18 protein-coding genes are annotated in these 17553 nt (G+C 51.1%); 12 read left to right on the forward strand and 6 right to left on the reverse strand.

Annotated elements, in window-relative coordinates:
• Window positions 1–12 precede the first annotated feature (12 nt).
• Window positions 13–1305: an adenylosuccinate synthase gene (locus tag AC5E51_RS10520; RefSeq protein ID WP_068437373.1), complete on the forward strand. Its 1293-nt coding sequence runs from the start codon at window positions 13–15 to the stop codon at window positions 1303–1305.
• A gap of 410 nt (window positions 1306–1715) precedes the next feature.
• Complete coding sequence (locus AC5E51_RS10525) at window positions 1716–2174, forward strand: acyl-CoA thioesterase (RefSeq protein ID WP_297533871.1); 459 nt, start codon at window positions 1716–1718, stop codon at window positions 2172–2174.
• Between the two features lie 60 nt (window positions 2175–2234).
• Here the strand turns inward: AC5E51_RS10525 and AC5E51_RS10530 are convergent, their stop codons facing one another.
• Window positions 2235–3758 (reverse strand): carbon-nitrogen hydrolase family protein, encoded by a 1524-nt coding sequence (locus tag AC5E51_RS10530; RefSeq protein WP_068439052.1) that lies wholly within the window; start codon window positions 3756–3758, stop codon window positions 2235–2237.
• 424 nt (window positions 3759–4182) lie between these two features.
• On the opposite strand from AC5E51_RS10530, the gene AC5E51_RS10535 reads away from it, so the two are divergent.
• The 3 genes from AC5E51_RS10535 to AC5E51_RS10545 are packed head-to-tail and all read left to right on the forward strand — an operon-like array spanning window position 4183 to window position 5385.
• Entirely contained in the window at window positions 4183–4905 is a 723-nt protein-coding gene (locus AC5E51_RS10535) for a metallophosphoesterase family protein (RefSeq protein ID WP_491778549.1), read from the forward strand.
• Window positions 4833–5093, forward strand: a complete 261-nt coding sequence (locus tag AC5E51_RS10540; RefSeq protein WP_301388925.1) for a hypothetical protein — start codon at window positions 4833–4835, stop codon at window positions 5091–5093. Before AC5E51_RS10535 ends, AC5E51_RS10540 begins: the two co-directional genes overlap by 73 nt.
• Window positions 5068–5385 carry a hypothetical protein gene (locus AC5E51_RS10545; protein ID WP_491778550.1) on the forward strand — a complete coding sequence of 106 codons (318 nt, stop codon included), beginning with the start codon at window positions 5068–5070 and terminating at the stop codon, window positions 5383–5385. The genes AC5E51_RS10540 and AC5E51_RS10545 overlap by 26 nt, the downstream gene beginning before the upstream one ends.
• Window positions 5386–5450: 65 nt before the next feature.
• Here AC5E51_RS10545 and AC5E51_RS10550 read toward each other — a convergent pair whose 3' ends face one another.
• Complete coding sequence (locus tag AC5E51_RS10550) at window positions 5451–6323, reverse strand: LysR substrate-binding domain-containing protein (RefSeq protein WP_491778551.1); 873 nt, start codon at window positions 6321–6323, stop codon at window positions 5451–5453.
• A gap of 113 nt (window positions 6324–6436) precedes the next feature.
• Between AC5E51_RS10550 and AC5E51_RS10555 the strand changes: the two genes are divergently transcribed.
• The 4 genes from AC5E51_RS10555 to AC5E51_RS10570 all read left to right on the forward strand — a co-directional run bounded on the left by AC5E51_RS10555 (window position 6437) and on the right by AC5E51_RS10570 (window position 10170).
• Entirely contained in the window at window positions 6437–7558 is a 1122-nt protein-coding gene (locus AC5E51_RS10555; protein WP_297533868.1) for an S-(hydroxymethyl)glutathione dehydrogenase/class III alcohol dehydrogenase, read from the forward strand.
• A gap of 17 nt (window positions 7559–7575) precedes the next feature.
• Window positions 7576–8409 carry an S-formylglutathione hydrolase gene (fghA, locus tag AC5E51_RS10560; protein ID WP_491778552.1) on the forward strand — a complete coding sequence of 278 codons (834 nt, stop codon included), beginning with the start codon at window positions 7576–7578 and terminating at the stop codon, window positions 8407–8409.
• Between the two features lie 230 nt (window positions 8410–8639).
• Complete coding sequence (locus tag AC5E51_RS10565; RefSeq protein ID WP_491778553.1) at window positions 8640–9590, forward strand: SGNH/GDSL hydrolase family protein; 951 nt, start codon at window positions 8640–8642, stop codon at window positions 9588–9590.
• Between the two features lie 136 nt (window positions 9591–9726).
• On the forward strand, window positions 9727–10170 hold the full coding sequence (locus AC5E51_RS10570) for a hemerythrin domain-containing protein (RefSeq protein WP_488045992.1): 444 nt from the start codon (window positions 9727–9729) through the stop codon (window positions 10168–10170).
• 44 nt (window positions 10171–10214) lie between these two features.
• Here AC5E51_RS10570 and AC5E51_RS10575 read toward each other — a convergent pair whose 3' ends face one another.
• Window positions 10215–11600, reverse strand: coding sequence for an aminotransferase-like domain-containing protein (locus tag AC5E51_RS10575; protein ID WP_488045993.1), 1386 nt, complete (start codon window positions 11598–11600; stop codon window positions 10215–10217).
• Between the two features lie 113 nt (window positions 11601–11713).
• Between AC5E51_RS10575 and ccoG the strand changes: the two genes are divergently transcribed.
• From ccoG to AC5E51_RS10590, 3 genes are all read left to right on the forward strand, one after another.
• Window positions 11714–13036, forward strand: coding sequence for a cytochrome c oxidase accessory protein CcoG (gene ccoG / locus AC5E51_RS10580; protein WP_488045994.1), 1323 nt, complete (start codon window positions 11714–11716; stop codon window positions 13034–13036).
• A gap of 123 nt (window positions 13037–13159) precedes the next feature.
• Window positions 13160–13672: a hypothetical protein gene (locus AC5E51_RS10585; RefSeq protein ID WP_297533864.1), complete on the forward strand. Its 513-nt coding sequence runs from the start codon at window positions 13160–13162 to the stop codon at window positions 13670–13672.
• Between the two features lie 121 nt (window positions 13673–13793).
• Window positions 13794–15482 (forward strand): class I SAM-dependent methyltransferase, encoded by a 1689-nt coding sequence (locus tag AC5E51_RS10590; RefSeq protein WP_488045995.1) that lies wholly within the window; start codon window positions 13794–13796, stop codon window positions 15480–15482.
• Between the two features lie 137 nt (window positions 15483–15619).
• On the opposite strand, the gene mtnC is transcribed toward AC5E51_RS10590, so the two are convergent.
• From mtnC to AC5E51_RS10605, 3 genes are read right to left on the reverse strand one after another with little or no spacing between them, the layout of a single operon-like run.
• Window positions 15620–16327, reverse strand: a complete 708-nt coding sequence (mtnC, locus tag AC5E51_RS10595; protein WP_488045996.1) for an acireductone synthase — start codon at window positions 16325–16327, stop codon at window positions 15620–15622.
• A 7-nt stretch (window positions 16328–16334) separates the two neighbouring features.
• Entirely contained in the window at window positions 16335–16880 is a 546-nt protein-coding gene (locus AC5E51_RS10600) for a 1,2-dihydroxy-3-keto-5-methylthiopentene dioxygenase (RefSeq protein ID WP_068439268.1), read from the reverse strand.
• A gap of 7 nt (window positions 16881–16887) precedes the next feature.
• A complete protein-coding gene (locus tag AC5E51_RS10605) occupies window positions 16888–17532 on the reverse strand; it encodes a methylthioribulose 1-phosphate dehydratase (RefSeq protein ID WP_068439271.1) in 645 nt (214 codons plus the stop codon).
• Window positions 17533–17553: the final 21 nt, after the last annotated feature.

Consider the following 17553-nt stretch of genomic DNA (forward strand, 5'->3'; position numbering starts at 1 on the left):
AAAGATTCTGCCATGGGCAAAAGCGTTGTTGTTCTGGGCACCCAGTGGGGTGACGAAGGTAAGGGTAAAATTGTTGACCTGCTGACTGAAAAAGCAGCGGCCGTCGTCCGTTTTCAGGGTGGCCACAATGCAGGTCATACCCTGGTAATTAACGGTGAGAAAACTGCACTGCACCTGATCCCGTCCGGCATCCTGCGTGATGGCGTTCGTTGTGTGATCGGTAATGGTGTGGTTCTGGCGCCAGATGCTCTGTTAAAAGAGATCCGCGCACTGGAAGATCGCGGCGTACCTGTGATGGATCGTCTGCGTATTTCTCACGCTTGCCCACTGATTCTGCCATATCATGTCGCTCTGGATCAGGCGCGTGAAATTAAGCGTGGTAACGCGAAAATCGGCACGACAGGCCGCGGTATTGGCCCGGCGTACGAAGACAAAGTTTCCCGTCGTGGACTGCGTGTTGATGACATGTATCAGCCAGAGTTTGCCGACAAACTGAAAGAAGTCATGGAATACCATAACTTCTCACTCGTGAACTACTATGGCGTGGATCCGGTCAGCTACGAAGAGACACTGGCTGCCTGTATGGACTGGGCTGCACAGATTAAAGACATCGTTGTTGATGCTGTCGATCTGGTGCACACCGTGCGTGAAGACGGTGGCGACATCATGTTTGAAGGTGCTCAGGGCACTCTGCTGGACATCGACCACGGTACTTACCCGTTCGTAACCTCGTCTAACACCACTGCCGGTGGCGTGGCGACAGGTTCCGGTGTTGGCCCACTGTATCTGGATCAGATTCTGGGTATCACTAAGGCTTACACGACCCGTGTTGGTTCTGGCCCGTTCCCGACGGAACTGTTTGATGACGTCGGTAAGCACCTTGCAGACGTTGGTAAAGAGAAAGGCACGACCACCGGCCGTGACCGTCGTTGTGGTTGGTTCGATGCTATGCTGGTTAAGCATGCAATCCGCGTTAACTCTATCAACACCATCTGCCTGACCAAGCTGGACGTTCTGGATGGTCTGGACACCATCAAAGTGTGTATCGGTTACCAGGACGAGAATGGCAATGCGTTGAAAGTACCAGCGTCTGCTGACCAGTTCGAGAAAGTGACTCCGGTCTATAAAGAGCTGCCGGGTTGGACTGAAACGACCTTCGGTGCCAAAAGCATTGACGATCTGCCAGAGAATGCACGCGCTTACATCCGCTTCGTAGAAGAAGCGATTGGTGCGCCGATCGATATTATCTCTACCGGCCCGGACCGCGTTGAGACTATTGTTCTTCGTCACAGCTTCGAGCTCTGATTACGACGTTCGCTCGTAATGCTCCTAAGACCCGCCTCGGCGGGTTTTTTATTGCCTGACGAAAAGCTGACGATTTGGCAGTAACCAATCAAAACCGACGTGTGGCTTATCTGTTTTCTGACGTTTCTTTAATTCCCGTTTCCAAGGAGCCGGTTCAAGTTTCTCAGGACGTGTTCGTGGCCGGATAAGTCTTGCCGTTATGACTAATGAAAAAGTACTAGTCCGTGTTTATAAAGTTCTCCCTTGCCAACTTTGACTGGTACTTTCTTCGTATATTTGATTAATTTTCACCCTTTCTTTTTCAGCGGGCATAGTCGTTGCTCTAGTACTTCTGTCGGCGCTGACTGACACCTTTTCTTATCGCTGGCCACGATGGCGAGCACCAATGAAGTATTAATGGGGCGATTATCATGCTGGATTTATACGATTATCCGATTGTTGTTGAGATACCCGTAGCGTGGGGCGAAATGGATTATTTCCACCATGTGAATAACACGGTGTACTTCCGTTATTTTGAAAGCGCGCGCGTTAAATACGTCGAAGCGATCAAAATTGAAGAATATATGGCTAAGACGGGCATGGGCCCGATTCTTGGTAGCACGAGTGCTAAGTTCCTGGCACCGCTTAAGTACCCGGATACCATTAGTGTTGGTATAAAAAGTGTGAAACTGGATTCCGGCCGCATCGTTCAGGAATACGGCGTGTGGAGCCATGAGACGTCACGCCTGGTCGCTAAAGGTGAAAGCACCATGGTCTTTTTTGATTATAAAAAAGGCCGCCCGTGTGACATCCCGGAAGGCCTTCGTGAGAACATTCTGAAGTTAGAGCCATATCTGGCCGAGACCAATAAAACGACGGAATCTGCCTGAGCGTAGTCTCAGAATTGCCGGGATGCCTGTTCATCAGCATCCCGGCTTTTCCTCTCTGTCTTACTTCTTGATAAGGACGTCGTACAGGTCTTTGCGACGGTCTTTCAGGTTTCTGACCGACCCTTCGTTATGCAGAATACGTAACTTATCCATATCCAGATCCGAAAACAGCAGCATCTCTGTATTTGCTGTCGCCTCAGACAAAGTCGCATCATGCGGGAATGGGAAGTCCGACGGTGTCAGTACCGCGGACTGACCATACTGTACGTCGAGGCTCTCCACTTCTGGAAGGTTGCCAACGCTGCCTGCGATGACGACATAGCATTCGTTTTCAATGGCTCGGGCCTGGGCGCAGTGGCGTACACGCAGATAGCTATTCTTGGTGTCTGTCCAGAAAGGCACAAACAGAATTTCCAGGCCTTGCTCCGACATGATCCGGGACAGCTCCGGAAACTCAACGTCATAGCAGATCTGAATACCCACTCGGCCTGCGTCAGTTTCAAATACCTGTAGTTTGTCGCCGCCTTTAATGACCCAGTCATTTTTCTCGTGCGGCGTGATATGAATTTTGCGTTGCTCATCCACCTGTCCGCTGCGGTGGCACAGGTACGAGACGTTATAAATCGCTCCGTCGTCCATGATCGGCATCGAGCCGGTAACAATATTCGCGTTGTATTCTACTGCCATGCGCGACATGGCATCGCGGATCGGATCGGTAAAATCGGCGAGAAAACGGATGGCTTCTGTCTGAGATGTCTGCGGACCAAGCCCCATCAGCGGTGCGTTAAAAAATTCCGGGAACACAATAAAGTCGCACTGATAGTCCGATACCGTATCGACAAAGTACTCGACCTGCTTCAGCAGCTCCTCCAGTGACTGAACGGTACGCATCTGCCACTGAACCGCGCCCACGCGTACTGTCGTTTTGCGGAACTCAAGAACAGTATCGGTCGGCTCATACAGAATATTATTCCATTCCAGTAGCGTCGCGTAGCCAACAGACTCAGAGTCTTCCGGCAGATACTTTTTCAGCAGGCGCTTTACCTGAAAATCATTAGACAGCTGGAAGGAGAGAATCGGGTCGTAAATCTCTTTCGTGTCGACCTTGTGGATAAACTCCATAGGCGACATTTCTTTGCGATAGGTGTGATAACTCGGGATACGGCCACCCGCAAGAATTGCCTGAAAGTTGTACTGGCGGCAAAGCTCTTTCCGGGCGTCATAGAGGCGTCGGCCAATCCGCATGCCACGGTGAGATTTTTTAATAACGACATCAAGGCCGTACAGCGCATCACCATCAGGATTGCTGCGGATAACGTCGTTAGCACCAACAATATCCTCGTAGGTGTGGGGGTTGGAGAAGCGTTTGTAGTCTACCTGTACGGACAGGGCGATACCGACCAGAGTATCGCCATCAATGACGCCAATCTGTCCCTCTGGAAACTCTTCGATCAGGCGCTTAATCGTGTGCTTTGGCCAGGAGCCGCCCAGCTCCGGATAAGCTTCATCCATGAGTACTTTAATATCGGGATACTGCTTCAGTGTCAGGTTGCACAACTCAAGATGAAGACGTTCTGATGCCATGTATGTACTTCTCTTTTAAGAACGGGGAAATTTTTCTCTAATCTAGCAGGAATGCGGTTCTATTCAAAAAAATGCTGCCGACAACACAAGGTCGATAGCAGAGGACAACCACAGTCAGTGAGACCCGTTGCGGTAAAAAGGATTCAATATTTTCTGAAAAGAGTAATCCGCAATTGGGATAGTGCTGGCTAGTAAATGTAAGAGATACGCCCTGCGCGCGCGAGTACGCTTTAACTGTGTCGCTTAAATGACAGCAACAGCCTGTTGTCAGTAAAGACGAATCAGTGATGACATTGCATCAGCGCCTAAGTGCAGTACGGCAACGGAAATCTGGCCCGTATGGATTTTAGCGTCTGTCGGCCTGTCACAGAAACGACATTGCCTGTGGGCTTACTGAGTCCTCCAGAAATTTGGGGGACAATCCATGAATAATTCTAAAGTAATGGCTCACCTTGGCCTGTTGGCTGCCGCTGTGGCACTGACAGCCTGTGGTGGCGATAGCAACAACAGCAGTAACAGCAGTAACAGCAGTAACAGCAGTAACAGCAGCAACACTGAAACACCTGATACCAGTCTCGATACGCCAGTCGTTGAAGCGCCTCAGGCTGAAGCTCCACAGACAGAGGAGCCTCAGAATGAAGGCGTCAACGAAGAAGCGCGTTTCGGTGCTTTCACGGTAGGCGTACTGCCAGATACTCAGGGCGGCTCGGATGAAACCGGGCAGGCCCATGTGGCGATGCACCCGATGGACGAGGTGCTCAAACATCAGCTGGTAGCGGGTGTGGATCTGGTGATACCCGTAGGTGACCTGACAGACAAAGGCTCTGCGGTTGAATGGGAAGAGTGGACCAGCGTCGCGCGTCCCTACAAAACGCAGGGCATGGAATTTCTGCCAGTAATGGGTAACCACGAACTCAATTACTCGTACACCACCGGCTGGATTAACGCCATGCGTGAATTTATCCCGGAAGATGCCGTGCACATGCCGGGCTACGAATGGGTGAACTACTACGTTATCCGCGAAAACGTTCTGATCATCGGTCTCGCTTATTACAACCTGCCGCTGGCGATTAAGTGGATCGAAAATGTGGTCGAAGAAAACCGGGAAAAGTCGATCGCATTGTTGTCGCCAGTCACGATGGCCTGATCGGTGCGAAATACGGTCTGACGCGTGAACAGATTGTCGAAGGCACGAAAGATGACGACTGGGTATACAGTGTCGCAGACGAAATTCGCGCGTTCTTCTCTGAACACGATGTGATTTACGTTCAGGGCCATGAGCACCAGTACCAGCGCTCACTGATTGCACGTGATACTGCCAGCCACAGCCACTGAGTCCTGGGACATCTCTGACGCCGTCTCTGACCCTTACGCCGTTGCCTTTACCGCATCAGCGGGTGTGTCAGGTGGCAGTGTGATTCTGGCACAACACAATGGCGAAGACTGGCAGCCTCTGGCAGATGTCAGCTGCATCATCGACGGTATGTGGCTGGAAAGCTATGTCGACACGCCGCCAGCGCGTGACGGTGCCTGTGCTGAACAGCCGCTGCTCGGTTATGACAGCGACGACAACATCTGGTGGACGGTATTGAACGAAGACGCCGAGCTGGCTCTGATCAGCCGTTAATAGCCGGTATACGTTGCTAAAGAGAGAGCCCTGGTACGCCGGGGCTTTTTTATTTTCGTTAGAGGTTATTGCCCCAGATGCTCGGTCAGATACGTCAGTAATACCCGTACTTTCGGTGACAGTTGGCGGCCCGGCGGATATAACGCCGAGATGCTTTCTTTCTCTGGGCGGAAAGGGGTCAGTACCTCAACCAGCTCACCTCGTTTTAATGCGTTACCCACGTAATGGTTCGGCAGCTGAACAATGCCTAAACCTCGCATTGCAGCATCGCACAGGGCTTCACCACTGTTGCATCTCAGGCGTCCATTCACCCGCAGAATGCGCTCACCCTGTTCATCGCGGAATCTCCAATAATCCAGCGTGCCGACAAGGCAGTTGTGATCGCGAAGCGCATCGAGTGTCTCAGGAATGCCAGCATCATCCAGATAGGCCTGCGACGCACAGGTAAATAGCTGACGACTGCCCAGCCGTCGCGCGACCAGGTCCGGGGTATCAATTTTGCCAAGCCGGATCGCAATATCGTAGTCGTCGGCAATCAGATCCATCTTCTGGTTGGTCAGTTCACAGTGAAGGCGGATGTCCGGATACTGCTCCAGAAAAGCATTCAACACCGGTGCCAGCTGGCGCTCGCCGTAGGTCACTGGGGCCGTCAGACGGATTAACCCCTGCGGTACACTCTGAAGCTGCTGTACCGCATGCTCCGCGCCCTGCAATGCCTCTATTAATGGGCGGCAGGATTGATAGTAGAGCTGTCCGGCTTCGGTCAGGTGTACGCGTCTTGTCGTCCGGTACAGCAGTTTGATGCCCAATCGCTCTTCGAGCAGTCGAACCTGCCGACTGACCTGCGCCGTTGAGATCGAAAGCCCAGCCGCTGCCTTGGTGAAGTTCTGCGATTCTGCGACCGCGACAAATTCATTCACGCCTTGCCAAAGGTTCATTGTTACCAATATGTAATAGTGATTTTATAGATTGCTAGATTATCTCTATTTGGTAACGAACTACAATGTTCGCAGTGAAGACACCGAATTCCGGAATAATAAGGAGACCTCCCATGTCCGAGACTATTACCTGCCGTGCTGCCATCGCGTGGAAAGCCGGCGAGCCGCTGTCTATTGAAGAAGTTCAGGTTGCACCGCCCAAAGCAGGTGAAGTCCGTGTGAAGATCGTCGCGACTGGCGTTTGCCACACCGATGCGTTTACTCTGTCTGGTGATGACCCTGAAGGTATTTTCCCTGCGATTCTGGGCCACGAAGGCGGTGGTATCGTTGAGTCCGTCGGCGAAGGCGTGACCAGTGTGAAAGTAGGCGATCACGTGATTCCGCTGTACACCGCCGAATGCCGCGAGTGCAAATTCTGTAAATCCGGTAAAACCAATCTTTGTCAGGCGGTACGCGAAACTCAGGGCAAAGGTCTGATGCCAGATGGTACCAGCCGCTTCAGCCAGAACGGCAAGCCGATCTTCCACTACATGGGTTGCTCAACCTTCTCTGAGTACACGGTACTGCCGGAAATCTCACTGGCCAAAGTAAATCCAGAAGCTCCTCTGGAAGAAGTCTGCCTCCTCGGTTGTGGTGTCACGACTGGTATGGGCGCCGTGATGAATACTGCCAAAGTAGAAGAGGGTGCGACTGTCGCTATTTTCGGTCTGGGTGGTATTGGTCTGTCGGCGGTTATCGGTGCGACCATGGCAAAAGCATCACGCATCATTGCCATCGATATTAATGAAAGCAAATTCGACCTGGCGAAACAATTGGGCGCGACTGATTGTATTAACCCGAAAGACTACGACAAACCGATTCAGGAAGTCATTGTTGAACTGACCGATGGTGGCGTCGACTACTCGTTTGAATGTATTGGTAATGTCGACGTTATGCGCTCTGCGCTTGAGTGCTGCCACAAAGGCTGGGGCGAGTCTGTGATCATCGGTGTTGCAGGTGCCGGTCAGGAAATCTCTACCCGTCCGTTCCAGCTGGTGACCGGGCGCGTCTGGAAAGGCTCCGCTTTTGGTGGTGTAAAAGGCCGTTCTGAGCTGCCGGATTACGTCGAACGCTATCTCGCTGGCGAATTTAAGTTGAGTGATTTTATTACGCATACCATGCCACTGGATGACGTTAATGAAGCCTTCCACCTGATGCACGAAGGCAAGAGTATCCGTACCGTAATTCACTACTGAACACCGGGTATTAAGTAATGGAAAAAGTCAGCGAAAACCGTTGTTTTGACGGTCGTCAGCTGCAGTTTACGCACCGCTCTGCGATGCTTAACTGTGAGATGCGCTTCGGTATTTATCTGCCACCGCAGGCTGAAGTCAGAAATGTACCTGTGCTCTACTGGTTATCTGGCCTCACCTGTACCGATGAGAACTTCACTCACAAAGCCGGTGCACAGCGCGTGGCGGCCGAATTAGGTATGGCGATTGTGATGCCGGATACATCACCTCGCGGTGAAGGCGTACCCGACGACCCTGACGGCGCTTACGATTTTGGACTGGGCGCAGGTTTCTACGTGAATGCGACCGAAACGCCATGGTCTGAGCATTACAAGATGTACGATTATGTCGTTAAAGAATTACCTGAACTGATTGAAGCCGAATTTCCGGTCACGGATAAACGCGCTATCAGTGGTCATTCAATGGGTGGTCATGGTGCGATTACACTGGCGTTGAATAATCCGGATCGTTACACCAGTATCTCCGCCTTCAGTCCGATCTGTAATCCAATGGATTGCCCCTGGGGCGAAAAAGCGCTGGGTAATTACCTTGGCGCTGATAAGGCTACCTGGGCGAAGCACGACGCCAGCTATCTGGTTCGTCATGCGGATAAGCAATTACCTTTGCTGGTGGATCAGGGGCTTGCGGATAACTTCCTCGTCGAGCAGTTGAAGCCTGAAGCGCTGGAAGCAGCCGCTGCAGAATCTGGCTACGCACTGAAACTCCGTCGTCATGAAGGGTATGACCACAGTTACTTTTTTATCTCCAGTTTTATAGAAGAGCATCTCCGCTTTCATGCGAAATACCTCGGTTGAGAATTTCGTATGAACCTTCTCTGAGTGTTTTCTCAGAGCTTCTCTTGCCCGGCATTGCCGGGCTTTTTTATGCGTCGTTTTGGCTCTGCTTCCTGTGACCATTGAAAGGAAAGACAAAGTGAGTCAGGCATGCGGCTTTTGCAGTTTCAGTCCTTGTTGCGGGGGGCGCCATTGATTATGTTTCTGGCGTTTTTACCCTAATCTCCCCAAAAAATACAAGGAATGTTGATATGCGCAAACACCTGCTGACCGCGTGTTTACTGCTCGGTACCTCACTAGCCTCCGTTGCTGGCCCTCACCATCATGGTGGGCATGTTGGAAATCCTCACGCAGAGGAAACACCAGAGACACTTCCCGTGCTGATCGTTGGCGCTTCGTTTGCTAATGGCAAGGCCCCTTTCGATGGCGACCTGTCATCGCCCTTACTGGGCTTATCGGTTGGTACCGGACAGTATATTTCGTTAGGGGATGCACTGATCCGCAATCGTACTCACAGCGGCTATGTCATTACCGAAGCTCAGGCTTCAGCCACGACTTTTGCACGTGAAAGTTGCCGTACCGCACTCTATGGTGGCGGTTGTAGCACCGCCCAGTCTGACAGCTACCAGACTCAGGTGTTGCGTGCCAGCTCTCGTGTTTATTCTCTGGCCGACGGCAGCTACAACGCAGAATACGTCGTTGTAACGGCCCCCAACGACTGCCTGCACTCAGATGCCTTTGGACTCCCTGAAAGCGATGCGCAGCAATGTGACGAAGAAGATATGCAGGACGCTGCCGACCGTATGGTCGAAGTCGGGCAGTTGATACTTGGTTTGGGTATGACCCCCATATTCGCGCCTTACCCGGACGTGAGCAGTATCGATCTGGAGCTCTTCCGTCAGAGTTCATTGTTGGAGTGGACGATCTCTCCCACCGATTACCAGATGCTAAATAACATCGTGATGACGACCATTGCATCTGATCTTCCCGAAGCGCTGATAGTTGATTACTGGGCGGAATATTCTCACCTTGGTGACGGTATCCATCCAGACCTGGCGACAGTTGAAAATGCGGCCAATATTATTCTGGAAAGCATCGGTTACAACGTGATTTCTGAAGCTCCGGGCAATAGTACCTGGGGACATAAACGCGGACACCGCCACCATGGCTTACGTGGTAACTCCCGTGGTAGTCGCCGCTGAGGGCTGTTGTTTTCTCATGCGCAACTCTTCGATCGTGTGTGAGCGCATGAACCTTTTTTGAACTTTCTGATTTTTATCGCAACTGAATTAAGGCAACCGCGATAAATTTCAGGAAGCATCAATTCAGGAGAACACCATGAGCACGATTTTTGAAAAACTACGTGAAGACCATGAAGTACAACGTGAACTGATGGATAACATTGTTTCCACCTCAGGTGACGAGTCGGCCAGAAGAGAGCAGATGAAGTTACTTAAAGAAGAATTGACCGAACATGCTGCTGCGGAGGAACGCCATTTTTATTCAAAGTTAATGGCGCACGATAATAGCCAGGATAAAGCGCGTCACAGTGTTGCAGAGCACAAAGACATCGATGACCTTGTAGAAGAACTGGAAGCTATCGACATGAGTAGCTCGCAGTGGCTGCAAAAGTTTAAAGACCTGAAGCATCTTGTTGAGCACCATCTTGAGGAAGAAGAGCAGGAAGTTTTTCAGGTGGCAGGTAAAGAACTGACCGATAATCAGAAAGAAGTTCTGGCTGAAAAATACGACAACGATATGGAGCGTCGTCGCAGCGCCTGATATCAGGTACTGAGTGTCGTAACTGAGCTACCTATCTGAACCAGCTAGCTGAGTAGTTTACCAAGCGCCGACAGGGCTTTCTGTCGGCGGCTATTCCAGGGGTGTGCGAAACTCAGACGCATGTAATTTTTGAATTTATGCTTTGATGAAAATAGTGCACCCGGTGCAATAAAAACGCCCTCATTTTTAAGCTCTGGGAACAGTGCTGAAGTATCGCAATCTCCGTGCAATTCGACCCAAAGAGTTAAACCTCCTTCCGGAATTCCAACATTCTTAACAGCAGACCAGCCCCGAACTTGATCTGAGAGTTCATCCCTTTGCTGGCGTAACCATTTTTGTTGTCGTTTCAGATGCGAATCGTAGTCTCCATTGGAGATAAACTCCGCAAGCCCGTTCTGTACACTTAAAGGGCTGGCTAATTGAGTAACCAGTTTTAATTGCAGTAAGGCCTGTTGCCAGCGGCCACCACTGATCCAGCCGATGCGCAGGTCTCGGGATAAAGACTTTGAGAGAGAGCTACATAGAATGACACGCCCAGTCTGATCCAGTTTCTTAAGTGGATCAGGCGTATACGAAAGCGCCGTATCGGCATAGATATCATCTTCAATGACAGCAAAGTCACGCTGCTCTGCGAGTTGTAATAAGTGCTGGCGTTCGGGCTCTGGCATGACAGCCCCGGCGGGCGTCGAAAAGCAGGGAGAAACGATGCAGGCTTTGATTGGCCACTTCTTTGATGCCTGCTGCAAAGCATCGACTGACATCCCCGTCAGTGGTGAGGACGGTATTTCTACTACCTTCAGCTGCAGTTGTTCTAACAACTGCAGAGCGCCATAAAATCCGGGTGACTCTACAGCGACTACATCACCGGCTTTGCAGGTGGCCATTAGTGCAAGAAATAATGCATTCTGGCATCCCGCAGTAATCATCAGATCGTCAGAGCTAAGCTGACAGCCCCTGCGTAGTAGCCTCATTGAGAGTTGTTCACGAAGCACGAGTGCACCGGCAGGGTCATCATAATAAAGATGGCTTTGGCCACGCTGGCGCCGCATTACGCGATTGATTGAGCGGTTTAATAATTCCAGCCCTTGTGTGTTTTCACCTCCGGCGCCGGGTACTAAATCAAAAGCTGCACCATGTTGCATTAAGTCCATCAGCAATGGACTGACTCTGGCGTTAACGGGTGCAGCCGGGCGGGGTGTGGCTGACACGGGAGCCCCGCGTTCAGTAACGTAATATCCAGATCGAGGTCTGGCGGCAACCAGCCCGCGCGCCTCAAGACGACTGAGCGCGTGCAGCACAGTCCCTTTCGCAAGATCATGTCTCGCGCATAACACTCTTACAGAAGGCAGCCTGTCGCCGGCATTCAATCTGCCTTCGACTATCTGCTCAGCCAGTAAGTCTTCGAGAATCTGATATTGATGAATCTTCATAAGGTTAACTGTACCACTTAAATTTTATAAAAGTGTGCCTTTTGTGGTACAGATAGGGCGCGTACCCTCACCTCAGCATAGAGAGAAAGCTGTAATCTGAGGAGGTAACAGGTATGCAAAGAATTCCAGCACTGGATATTACGCCCGCTCAGTCCGGAGAGAAGATACACGTAAGGTTATTCTCCGGCCGCTTTCAGACACTGCGCCGCCTGATCAGCTGGCCGTTGCTGCTCGCATACTTTGGCCTTGCCTGGGTCAACATCAATGGGCAGCAGGCGTTACTGTTCTCGATTGAAGACCGCAGGCTATATTTCTTTGGCACCCAGTGGGGCTGGCACGACTTCCCGGTACTTGCGGGTGTACTCATTATCGCTGCCATTGCGTTATTTGCGGCATCGGCTGTGGTGGGCAGAATCTGGTGTGGTACAGCGTGCCTGCAGAGTGTCTGGACCTGGCTGTTCCTGCGCGTCGAAGAAGTGACCGAAGGCCCAGCCTGGACGCGTAAGCGCATGGATGAAAAAGGCCTCACCACAGAGCAACGCCTGCGCAGGGTCAGTAAACATGCACTTTGGTTACTGCTGGCCGCCGCGACCGCCATCACCTTCACCGGCTACTTTGTACCTATTCGTGAATTAGTGCCTGAAACCCTACTGGGTGAAGCGAGCATCACAACAGGCATCTGGCTCACCACCATGACAGCACTCACTTACCTGAACGCGGGGCTGGTGCGTGAAAAAATATGCCTGCACGCCTGCCCGTACTCGCGCTTTCAGAGCGTTATGTTCGATGACAATACCCGGACAGTTACCTACGACAAAACACGAAGCAGCGACTGTATTGATTGCAGCCTCTGCGTACAGGTATGCCCAACGGGGATCGACATTCGCGATGGCCTGCAGGCTGCCTGCATCGACTGCGGTGCCTGCATTGATGCCTGCGATAGCGTCATGGATAAAATTAAAAAAACACGAGGGCTAATTACCTACACCTCGGTAGGAAAACTTCGCAATGGCGTCAGCCCAATTCTGAGAACACGTACCCTGGCCTATGCTGTTGTGATCTGTATCGCGGTGGTTACTCTGGGTAGCTTTATCGCCCAACGTGACAGCATCGTCGTCGACATCGAACGTGACCGGCAACAGCTCTACTATCAGACCGTTAATGACCAAACCTGCAACAGCTACCAGCTCGAAGTGGAATACTTCGCAGCGGGCAGTCACCGCGTTGATGTGGCGATACAAGGCCTTACACATGCAGAACTGACCGGGCCTGCAACACTGCTGGTACCAGATAATGGCGTCGCAACACAACAGTATCAGGTGTGCGTGGACACAGCGGCGCTGAGCCATGGCGCGTATCGCAGTGATATTGAGTTTGTAATTACGGCAGACGATGAAAAGGTGGTGCGAGGGACGACGTTTATTGTGGGTCGATAGCCTGATTGCGCCATCATTTAGGGGACGTCCTATTCCCTGACGCAGAATGCCAGTTTTCAATTGCTGTTAAGTCTCAGTTCTAACAAACTGGATTCACGAAAAGCGTTACGCAGGGAGAAAGCGATGTGTAAGAAACTAGATGGATTCGGAAATGCAAGGCTGCCTACCGGATATGGAACAGTATCCTGCAAGGTCACCTTAAATGGCCATGAATTGGGCGTATGCTGGAGTAAACAGACAACCTATTGCGACGGTACCGAGCATGCGGAAGATGCTGTATGTGATCACATGCAAAGTATTTTGTTCGGCTTAGATGGTTTCCAGATGCCAGAAGGGGTAGTTGCGGATATCCGGCATGTTAGAACTCATGGAAACAATGAGTTAGAGATAACTGAATTGACCGCATCTCCATGTTCATCTTCCACGAACCCCAAGACTTCTTCTAAGCCAGATACTGTAGGGTGCACAGAACGACTGATCGAGTTGAAAAACATGTGGGAGAATGATGGCTATCAGCTGACTATCTCAATTGAAGCAGATCATTTATATCAGCCCCGTATTAGGGGCGCTAAGGCTGCTTCCGTTGAAGCAGCCAAGGCTCTTATTGCTGCTGGAATCAGCATCAAAGTCGGTTAATTTTCAGCGTGCTGTAATGATCCAGAAGTGACCGTATCAAGTTGAGGTTGATGCATGTTATACATAACGTCAATCGTCAGGTAGAGTGTTTCGAGTGAGGTAGTAAGGAGTATCACTCGTAATGGATGACCAAACGGCGAAGTTCTATGCTCATAACGTCAGCGATGTAATTAGTCGCTACGACGCCATCGATAGCCCGATATCGAAATATTTTTCACTGGCCTTTCCAAAGCCGGCTTCGCAGATTCTGGACGTTGGTTGTGGTTCTGGACGTGACCTCCGTGCGCTGCTTGGTGCTGGGTATAACGCATTTGGAATCGAGCCTGTCGAAGAACTCAGGCGGGCTGCAATTCAACGTTATCCATCTCTTTCCAGCTGCCTTTGGTCTGGTGTACTTCCTGGGTTTTCAGTAGACAAGAAATTCGATGGCGTAGTGTGCAGTGCTGTCCTTATGCATATCCCTCAAGGGCAGCAGCTAGAGGCATTTCTCGATATCAGAAATCTCTTGAAAGTAGGAGGTCGCTTATTACTCTCGATTCCCGCTACCAGAGATGATCTCGATGGAGACTTCCGTGATCCTGATGGCCGCCTCTATGTTCCCACTGATCCAGAACGAATTCGCTTAATTGCTGAACAGATCGGTTTCACATTCATAAGTCATACTCAAGATAATGACAGTCTCGGTCGCTCTGGGTATGCGTGGAATACTCTGATTTTTGAGAAGACCAGCGAGGCTAATCGCCCTTTAGATCGCATTGAATCTGTACTAAGAAACGATAGAAAAGTCGCTACTTATAAACTGGCTTTACTTCGGGCATTCTGTGATATTGCTGAGCGTGACGAGAACGCAGTGACATGGTTCGCCGATGGTTACGTCGGGATGCCGATTGAAGCGCTGGCAGAGTGTTGGTTAGCGTATTACTGGCCGCTCATCGCGGCGCCAGTACATATTCCGCAGAGCCAGACGGACTTCAAAGATTCAAAAAAGCGTCTTTTAATCAGAGAGAATTTGAAAAAATTAATCGACTTGGCTTCATATGGAGAAGAAGTTAGCCCTGAAACTGCCTATGCAATCCTATTGGCTTCCTGGAAGAAAGGAACTTATTCGAAAGATATTAAAGCGCAGCTAAACCTGGTTCTTAAGACATTCGCTAAGGCGATCATAACAGGTCCTGTGCGTCACTCAGAGGGCGGTGGCATGTATCACTATAATGAGGCAGCCTCTCTTGTACTGATTGAGTCTGATTTATGGAGGGAGTTCTGTTTATCCAGTCACTGGATCAGAGATTCAATTATTCTCAGGTGGGCCGAATTGTGTGAAAAGTTCGCAAAGAAGAATTGTCCTGATATAAACAAAGGAATAGCTCTTCCATTCCTATTGCCAAACGTTGATTTGAAGCGAGAGCAGTCTATTGCTCGTCAGATGTATGAGGAGCACCCGAACCTTGCCTGTGTATGGACGGATAAAAAGATTACTCTTGCTTCGATGGATGTCGATCATGCTTTGCCGTTTTCTCTCTGGCGAAATAATGATTTGTGGAATCTTCTTCCTGCTGCGCGCAAGGTAAATAACGAGAAACGGGATAAAATTCCGACACCTGAATTATTGCGTCGCCGCAAGGAAGCGATTGTCGAAACCTGGCGCTTTGCTAATGATAAGCAACCGCTGGTATTTAAGTTCGAAATTAATCGCACCTTAGGACTATTCCGCGAGAAGTCCTGGGAGCAAGAGCTTTTTCAGTATATGTCTGAGCGAGCAGCGGTGGCGATTTATCGGCGTGGCGAGACTGCGTGGAATTATGGTGCTTGAGAGCAATTCAGGTGTGCACTGCACACCCCATGGTTTATTCGAGAGGTTTCTTGATGACCAAAGCCGTGTCGGGGATATGATCCCCTCCTACAAGGAGGGAGGCAGGCGTAGGGAGCGTATATATCGATAGAGGAATCTCAGATCTCCGCAAAACTTTTCACGGCTTTATGCTCCGCATCCGTCGGTATATCGCTATCGCGCAGCAGCCATACGGTCTGCATTCCAGCTTCTTTCGCGGCATCCAGTTCTTCTTTGATGTCTGACAAAAACAGCACGTCTTTGGCGTTTAATCCGGCGTGTGTTTTCTGCAGTTCAGCCAGAATATTCCGATATGACTGAGTCTCGCGTTTGCCGCCCATCAGCGTGTCGAAGTGACCTTTAAATAATGGCAGCAGGTTGCCGTCCTGCGAGTAGCCGAAGAAGAGTTCCTGGGCTTTTACCGAGCCTGAGGAATACACGTACAGTGGCAGGCCGCTGTCGTGCCATTTTTTCAGGTATTCGGTGGCGTCCGGGTACATGTGGGCCTGGTAGTCGCCATTTTCGTAACCGGTTTTCCAGATCATACCTTGCAGGGCTTTGAGTGGGGTAGCTTTGCGGTCTTCGCTGATCCATTGCAGCAGTCTGGCGATGAGTGCGTCTGTATTGTCGGCGCTGATGTTTTCACCGTCTTCTGCTGCGAGTTCTGCCGTCTGTTGCAGGGCGGTCTGAACTTTTTCGTCGTTAATATTTTCTTTTACGAACGCGGGCAGGTGGTCTGCCGCGTACGGGAAAAGTACGTCTTTAACGAAGGAAATCGAAGACGTGGTGCCTTCGATATCGGTCAGGATCAGTTTGACGTTCTGCATAGCGGAATCAGTTTTCCAAGCGGTTAAAGCGGTCGGCGATATCGCTGCCGGTGAAGTTCGCGATCCAGCCTTCTGGGTTGTTAAACAGGCGGATGGCGATAAAGTTCGGGTTCGGGCCCATGTCGAACCAATGGGTGGTGTTCGCGGGTACGCTGATAAGGTCGCCTTCGGTGCACAGCACTTCGAAGACTTTTTCGCCGATGTGCAGGGTGAACAGGCCTTCGCCGCCCACGAAGAAACGCACTTCGTCTTCGCTGTGGGTGTGTTCGCTCAGGAACTTCTGACGGAATTCGTTTTTCTGTGGGTGGTCGGCGCTGAGGCTCACCACGTCGACAGTCTGGTAGCCGTCTTCTTTCATCAGGCGGTCGATGTCTTTCTGGTAGGCCGCGATGACCTCTTCCTGTGGCGCACCCGGCTCAAGTTCTGCGTCGGTTTCCCACTGTTCGTAACGCACGCCAGCTTCTGCCAGTTTTGCGGCCATTTTTTCTTTGTTGTCGGTGGTGAACAACAGGTTGGTGACGTCGTGGTCTGTGTATACGCGGAGTACGCTCATAGTGGCCTCACGGTTGGCGTATTTTTAATAATTCGAGTTGGTAACCTAACAAGTGCTCGAGCGCCTCAAGGTGGCGGTAACACTCTGCCAGGTCTTTGCCCCAGGTATAAACCCCGTGGCCACGGATCAGGTAGGCATGTCCCTGACCGTGTTCCTGCATGTGCGCTTCTACCTGCGCAGACAGGCGGTCGATGTCCTGATCATTCGGAAATATCGGGAAGGTCACTGTGCCTTCGTGGGTGGTTTCGCCAGCGAAGGCTTTCTGCAGCTCCCAGCCGGTGATGCTCAGGCTGTTTTCTTTCCAGATCTGCGACAGTAACACGACGGTCGGTGAGTGCGTATGCAGCACGGCGCCGATATTGCCATCGCGTCGATACAGTTGCGTGTGCAGGCCGGTTTCTGCCGATGGCTTACCTTCTGACAGCGGTTCGCCGTTCATGTTTACGGCAAGTATATCGGCCGGCGTCAGTTCGCCTTTGTGTTTGCCAGAGCTGGTCAGGGCACAAACATCTTCGTTCAGGCGTACTGAATAGTTTGAGCTGGTGGCTGGCGACCAGTTGTTGCCGTAGAGAATGCGGCCGTAGCGGCAGAGTTCTTCGGCGGCTTTCTGGAAGTCTGCCTTGTTGAATGCGGCTTTGTTGAATGCGGTCATCAGTTAATACCTGCCCAGTGC

It is taken from the genome of Thalassolituus sp., from assembly GCF_984348125.1.

Coding starts and splice junctions, on each gene's coding strand:
- AC5E51_RS10570 (WP_488045992.1), top strand. CDS start 9,727: ATGAGCACGATTTTTGAAAAACTACGTGAAGACCATGAAGTACAACGT.
- AC5E51_RS10565 (WP_491778553.1), top strand. CDS start 8,640: ATGCGCAAACACCTGCTGACCGCGTGTTTACTGCTCGGTACCTCACTA.
- AC5E51_RS10535 (WP_491778549.1), top strand. CDS start 4,183: ATGAATAATTCTAAAGTAATGGCTCACCTTGGCCTGTTGGCTGCCGCT.
- AC5E51_RS10605 (WP_068439271.1), bottom strand. CDS start 17,532: ATGACCGCATTCAACAAAGCCGCATTCAACAAGGCAGACTTCCAGAAA.
- fghA (WP_491778552.1), top strand. CDS start 7,576: ATGGAAAAAGTCAGCGAAAACCGTTGTTTTGACGGTCGTCAGCTGCAG.
- AC5E51_RS10525 (WP_297533871.1), top strand. CDS start 1,716: ATGCTGGATTTATACGATTATCCGATTGTTGTTGAGATACCCGTAGCG.
- AC5E51_RS10590 (WP_488045995.1), top strand. CDS start 13,794: ATGGATGACCAAACGGCGAAGTTCTATGCTCATAACGTCAGCGATGTA.
- AC5E51_RS10600 (WP_068439268.1), bottom strand. CDS start 16,880: ATGAGCGTACTCCGCGTATACACAGACCACGACGTCACCAACCTGTTG.
- AC5E51_RS10550 (WP_491778551.1), bottom strand. CDS start 6,323: ATGAACCTTTGGCAAGGCGTGAATGAATTTGTCGCGGTCGCAGAATCG.
- ccoG (WP_488045994.1), top strand. CDS start 11,714: ATGCAAAGAATTCCAGCACTGGATATTACGCCCGCTCAGTCCGGAGAG.
- AC5E51_RS10520 (WP_068437373.1), top strand. CDS start 13: ATGGGCAAAAGCGTTGTTGTTCTGGGCACCCAGTGGGGTGACGAAGGT.
- mtnC (WP_488045996.1), bottom strand. CDS start 16,327: ATGCAGAACGTCAAACTGATCCTGACCGATATCGAAGGCACCACGTCT.
- AC5E51_RS10555 (WP_297533868.1), top strand. CDS start 6,437: ATGTCCGAGACTATTACCTGCCGTGCTGCCATCGCGTGGAAAGCCGGC.
- AC5E51_RS10585 (WP_297533864.1), top strand. CDS start 13,160: ATGTGTAAGAAACTAGATGGATTCGGAAATGCAAGGCTGCCTACCGGA.
- AC5E51_RS10530 (WP_068439052.1), bottom strand. CDS start 3,758: ATGGCATCAGAACGTCTTCATCTTGAGTTGTGCAACCTGACACTGAAG.
- AC5E51_RS10575 (WP_488045993.1), bottom strand. CDS start 11,600: ATGAAGATTCATCAATATCAGATTCTCGAAGACTTACTGGCTGAGCAG.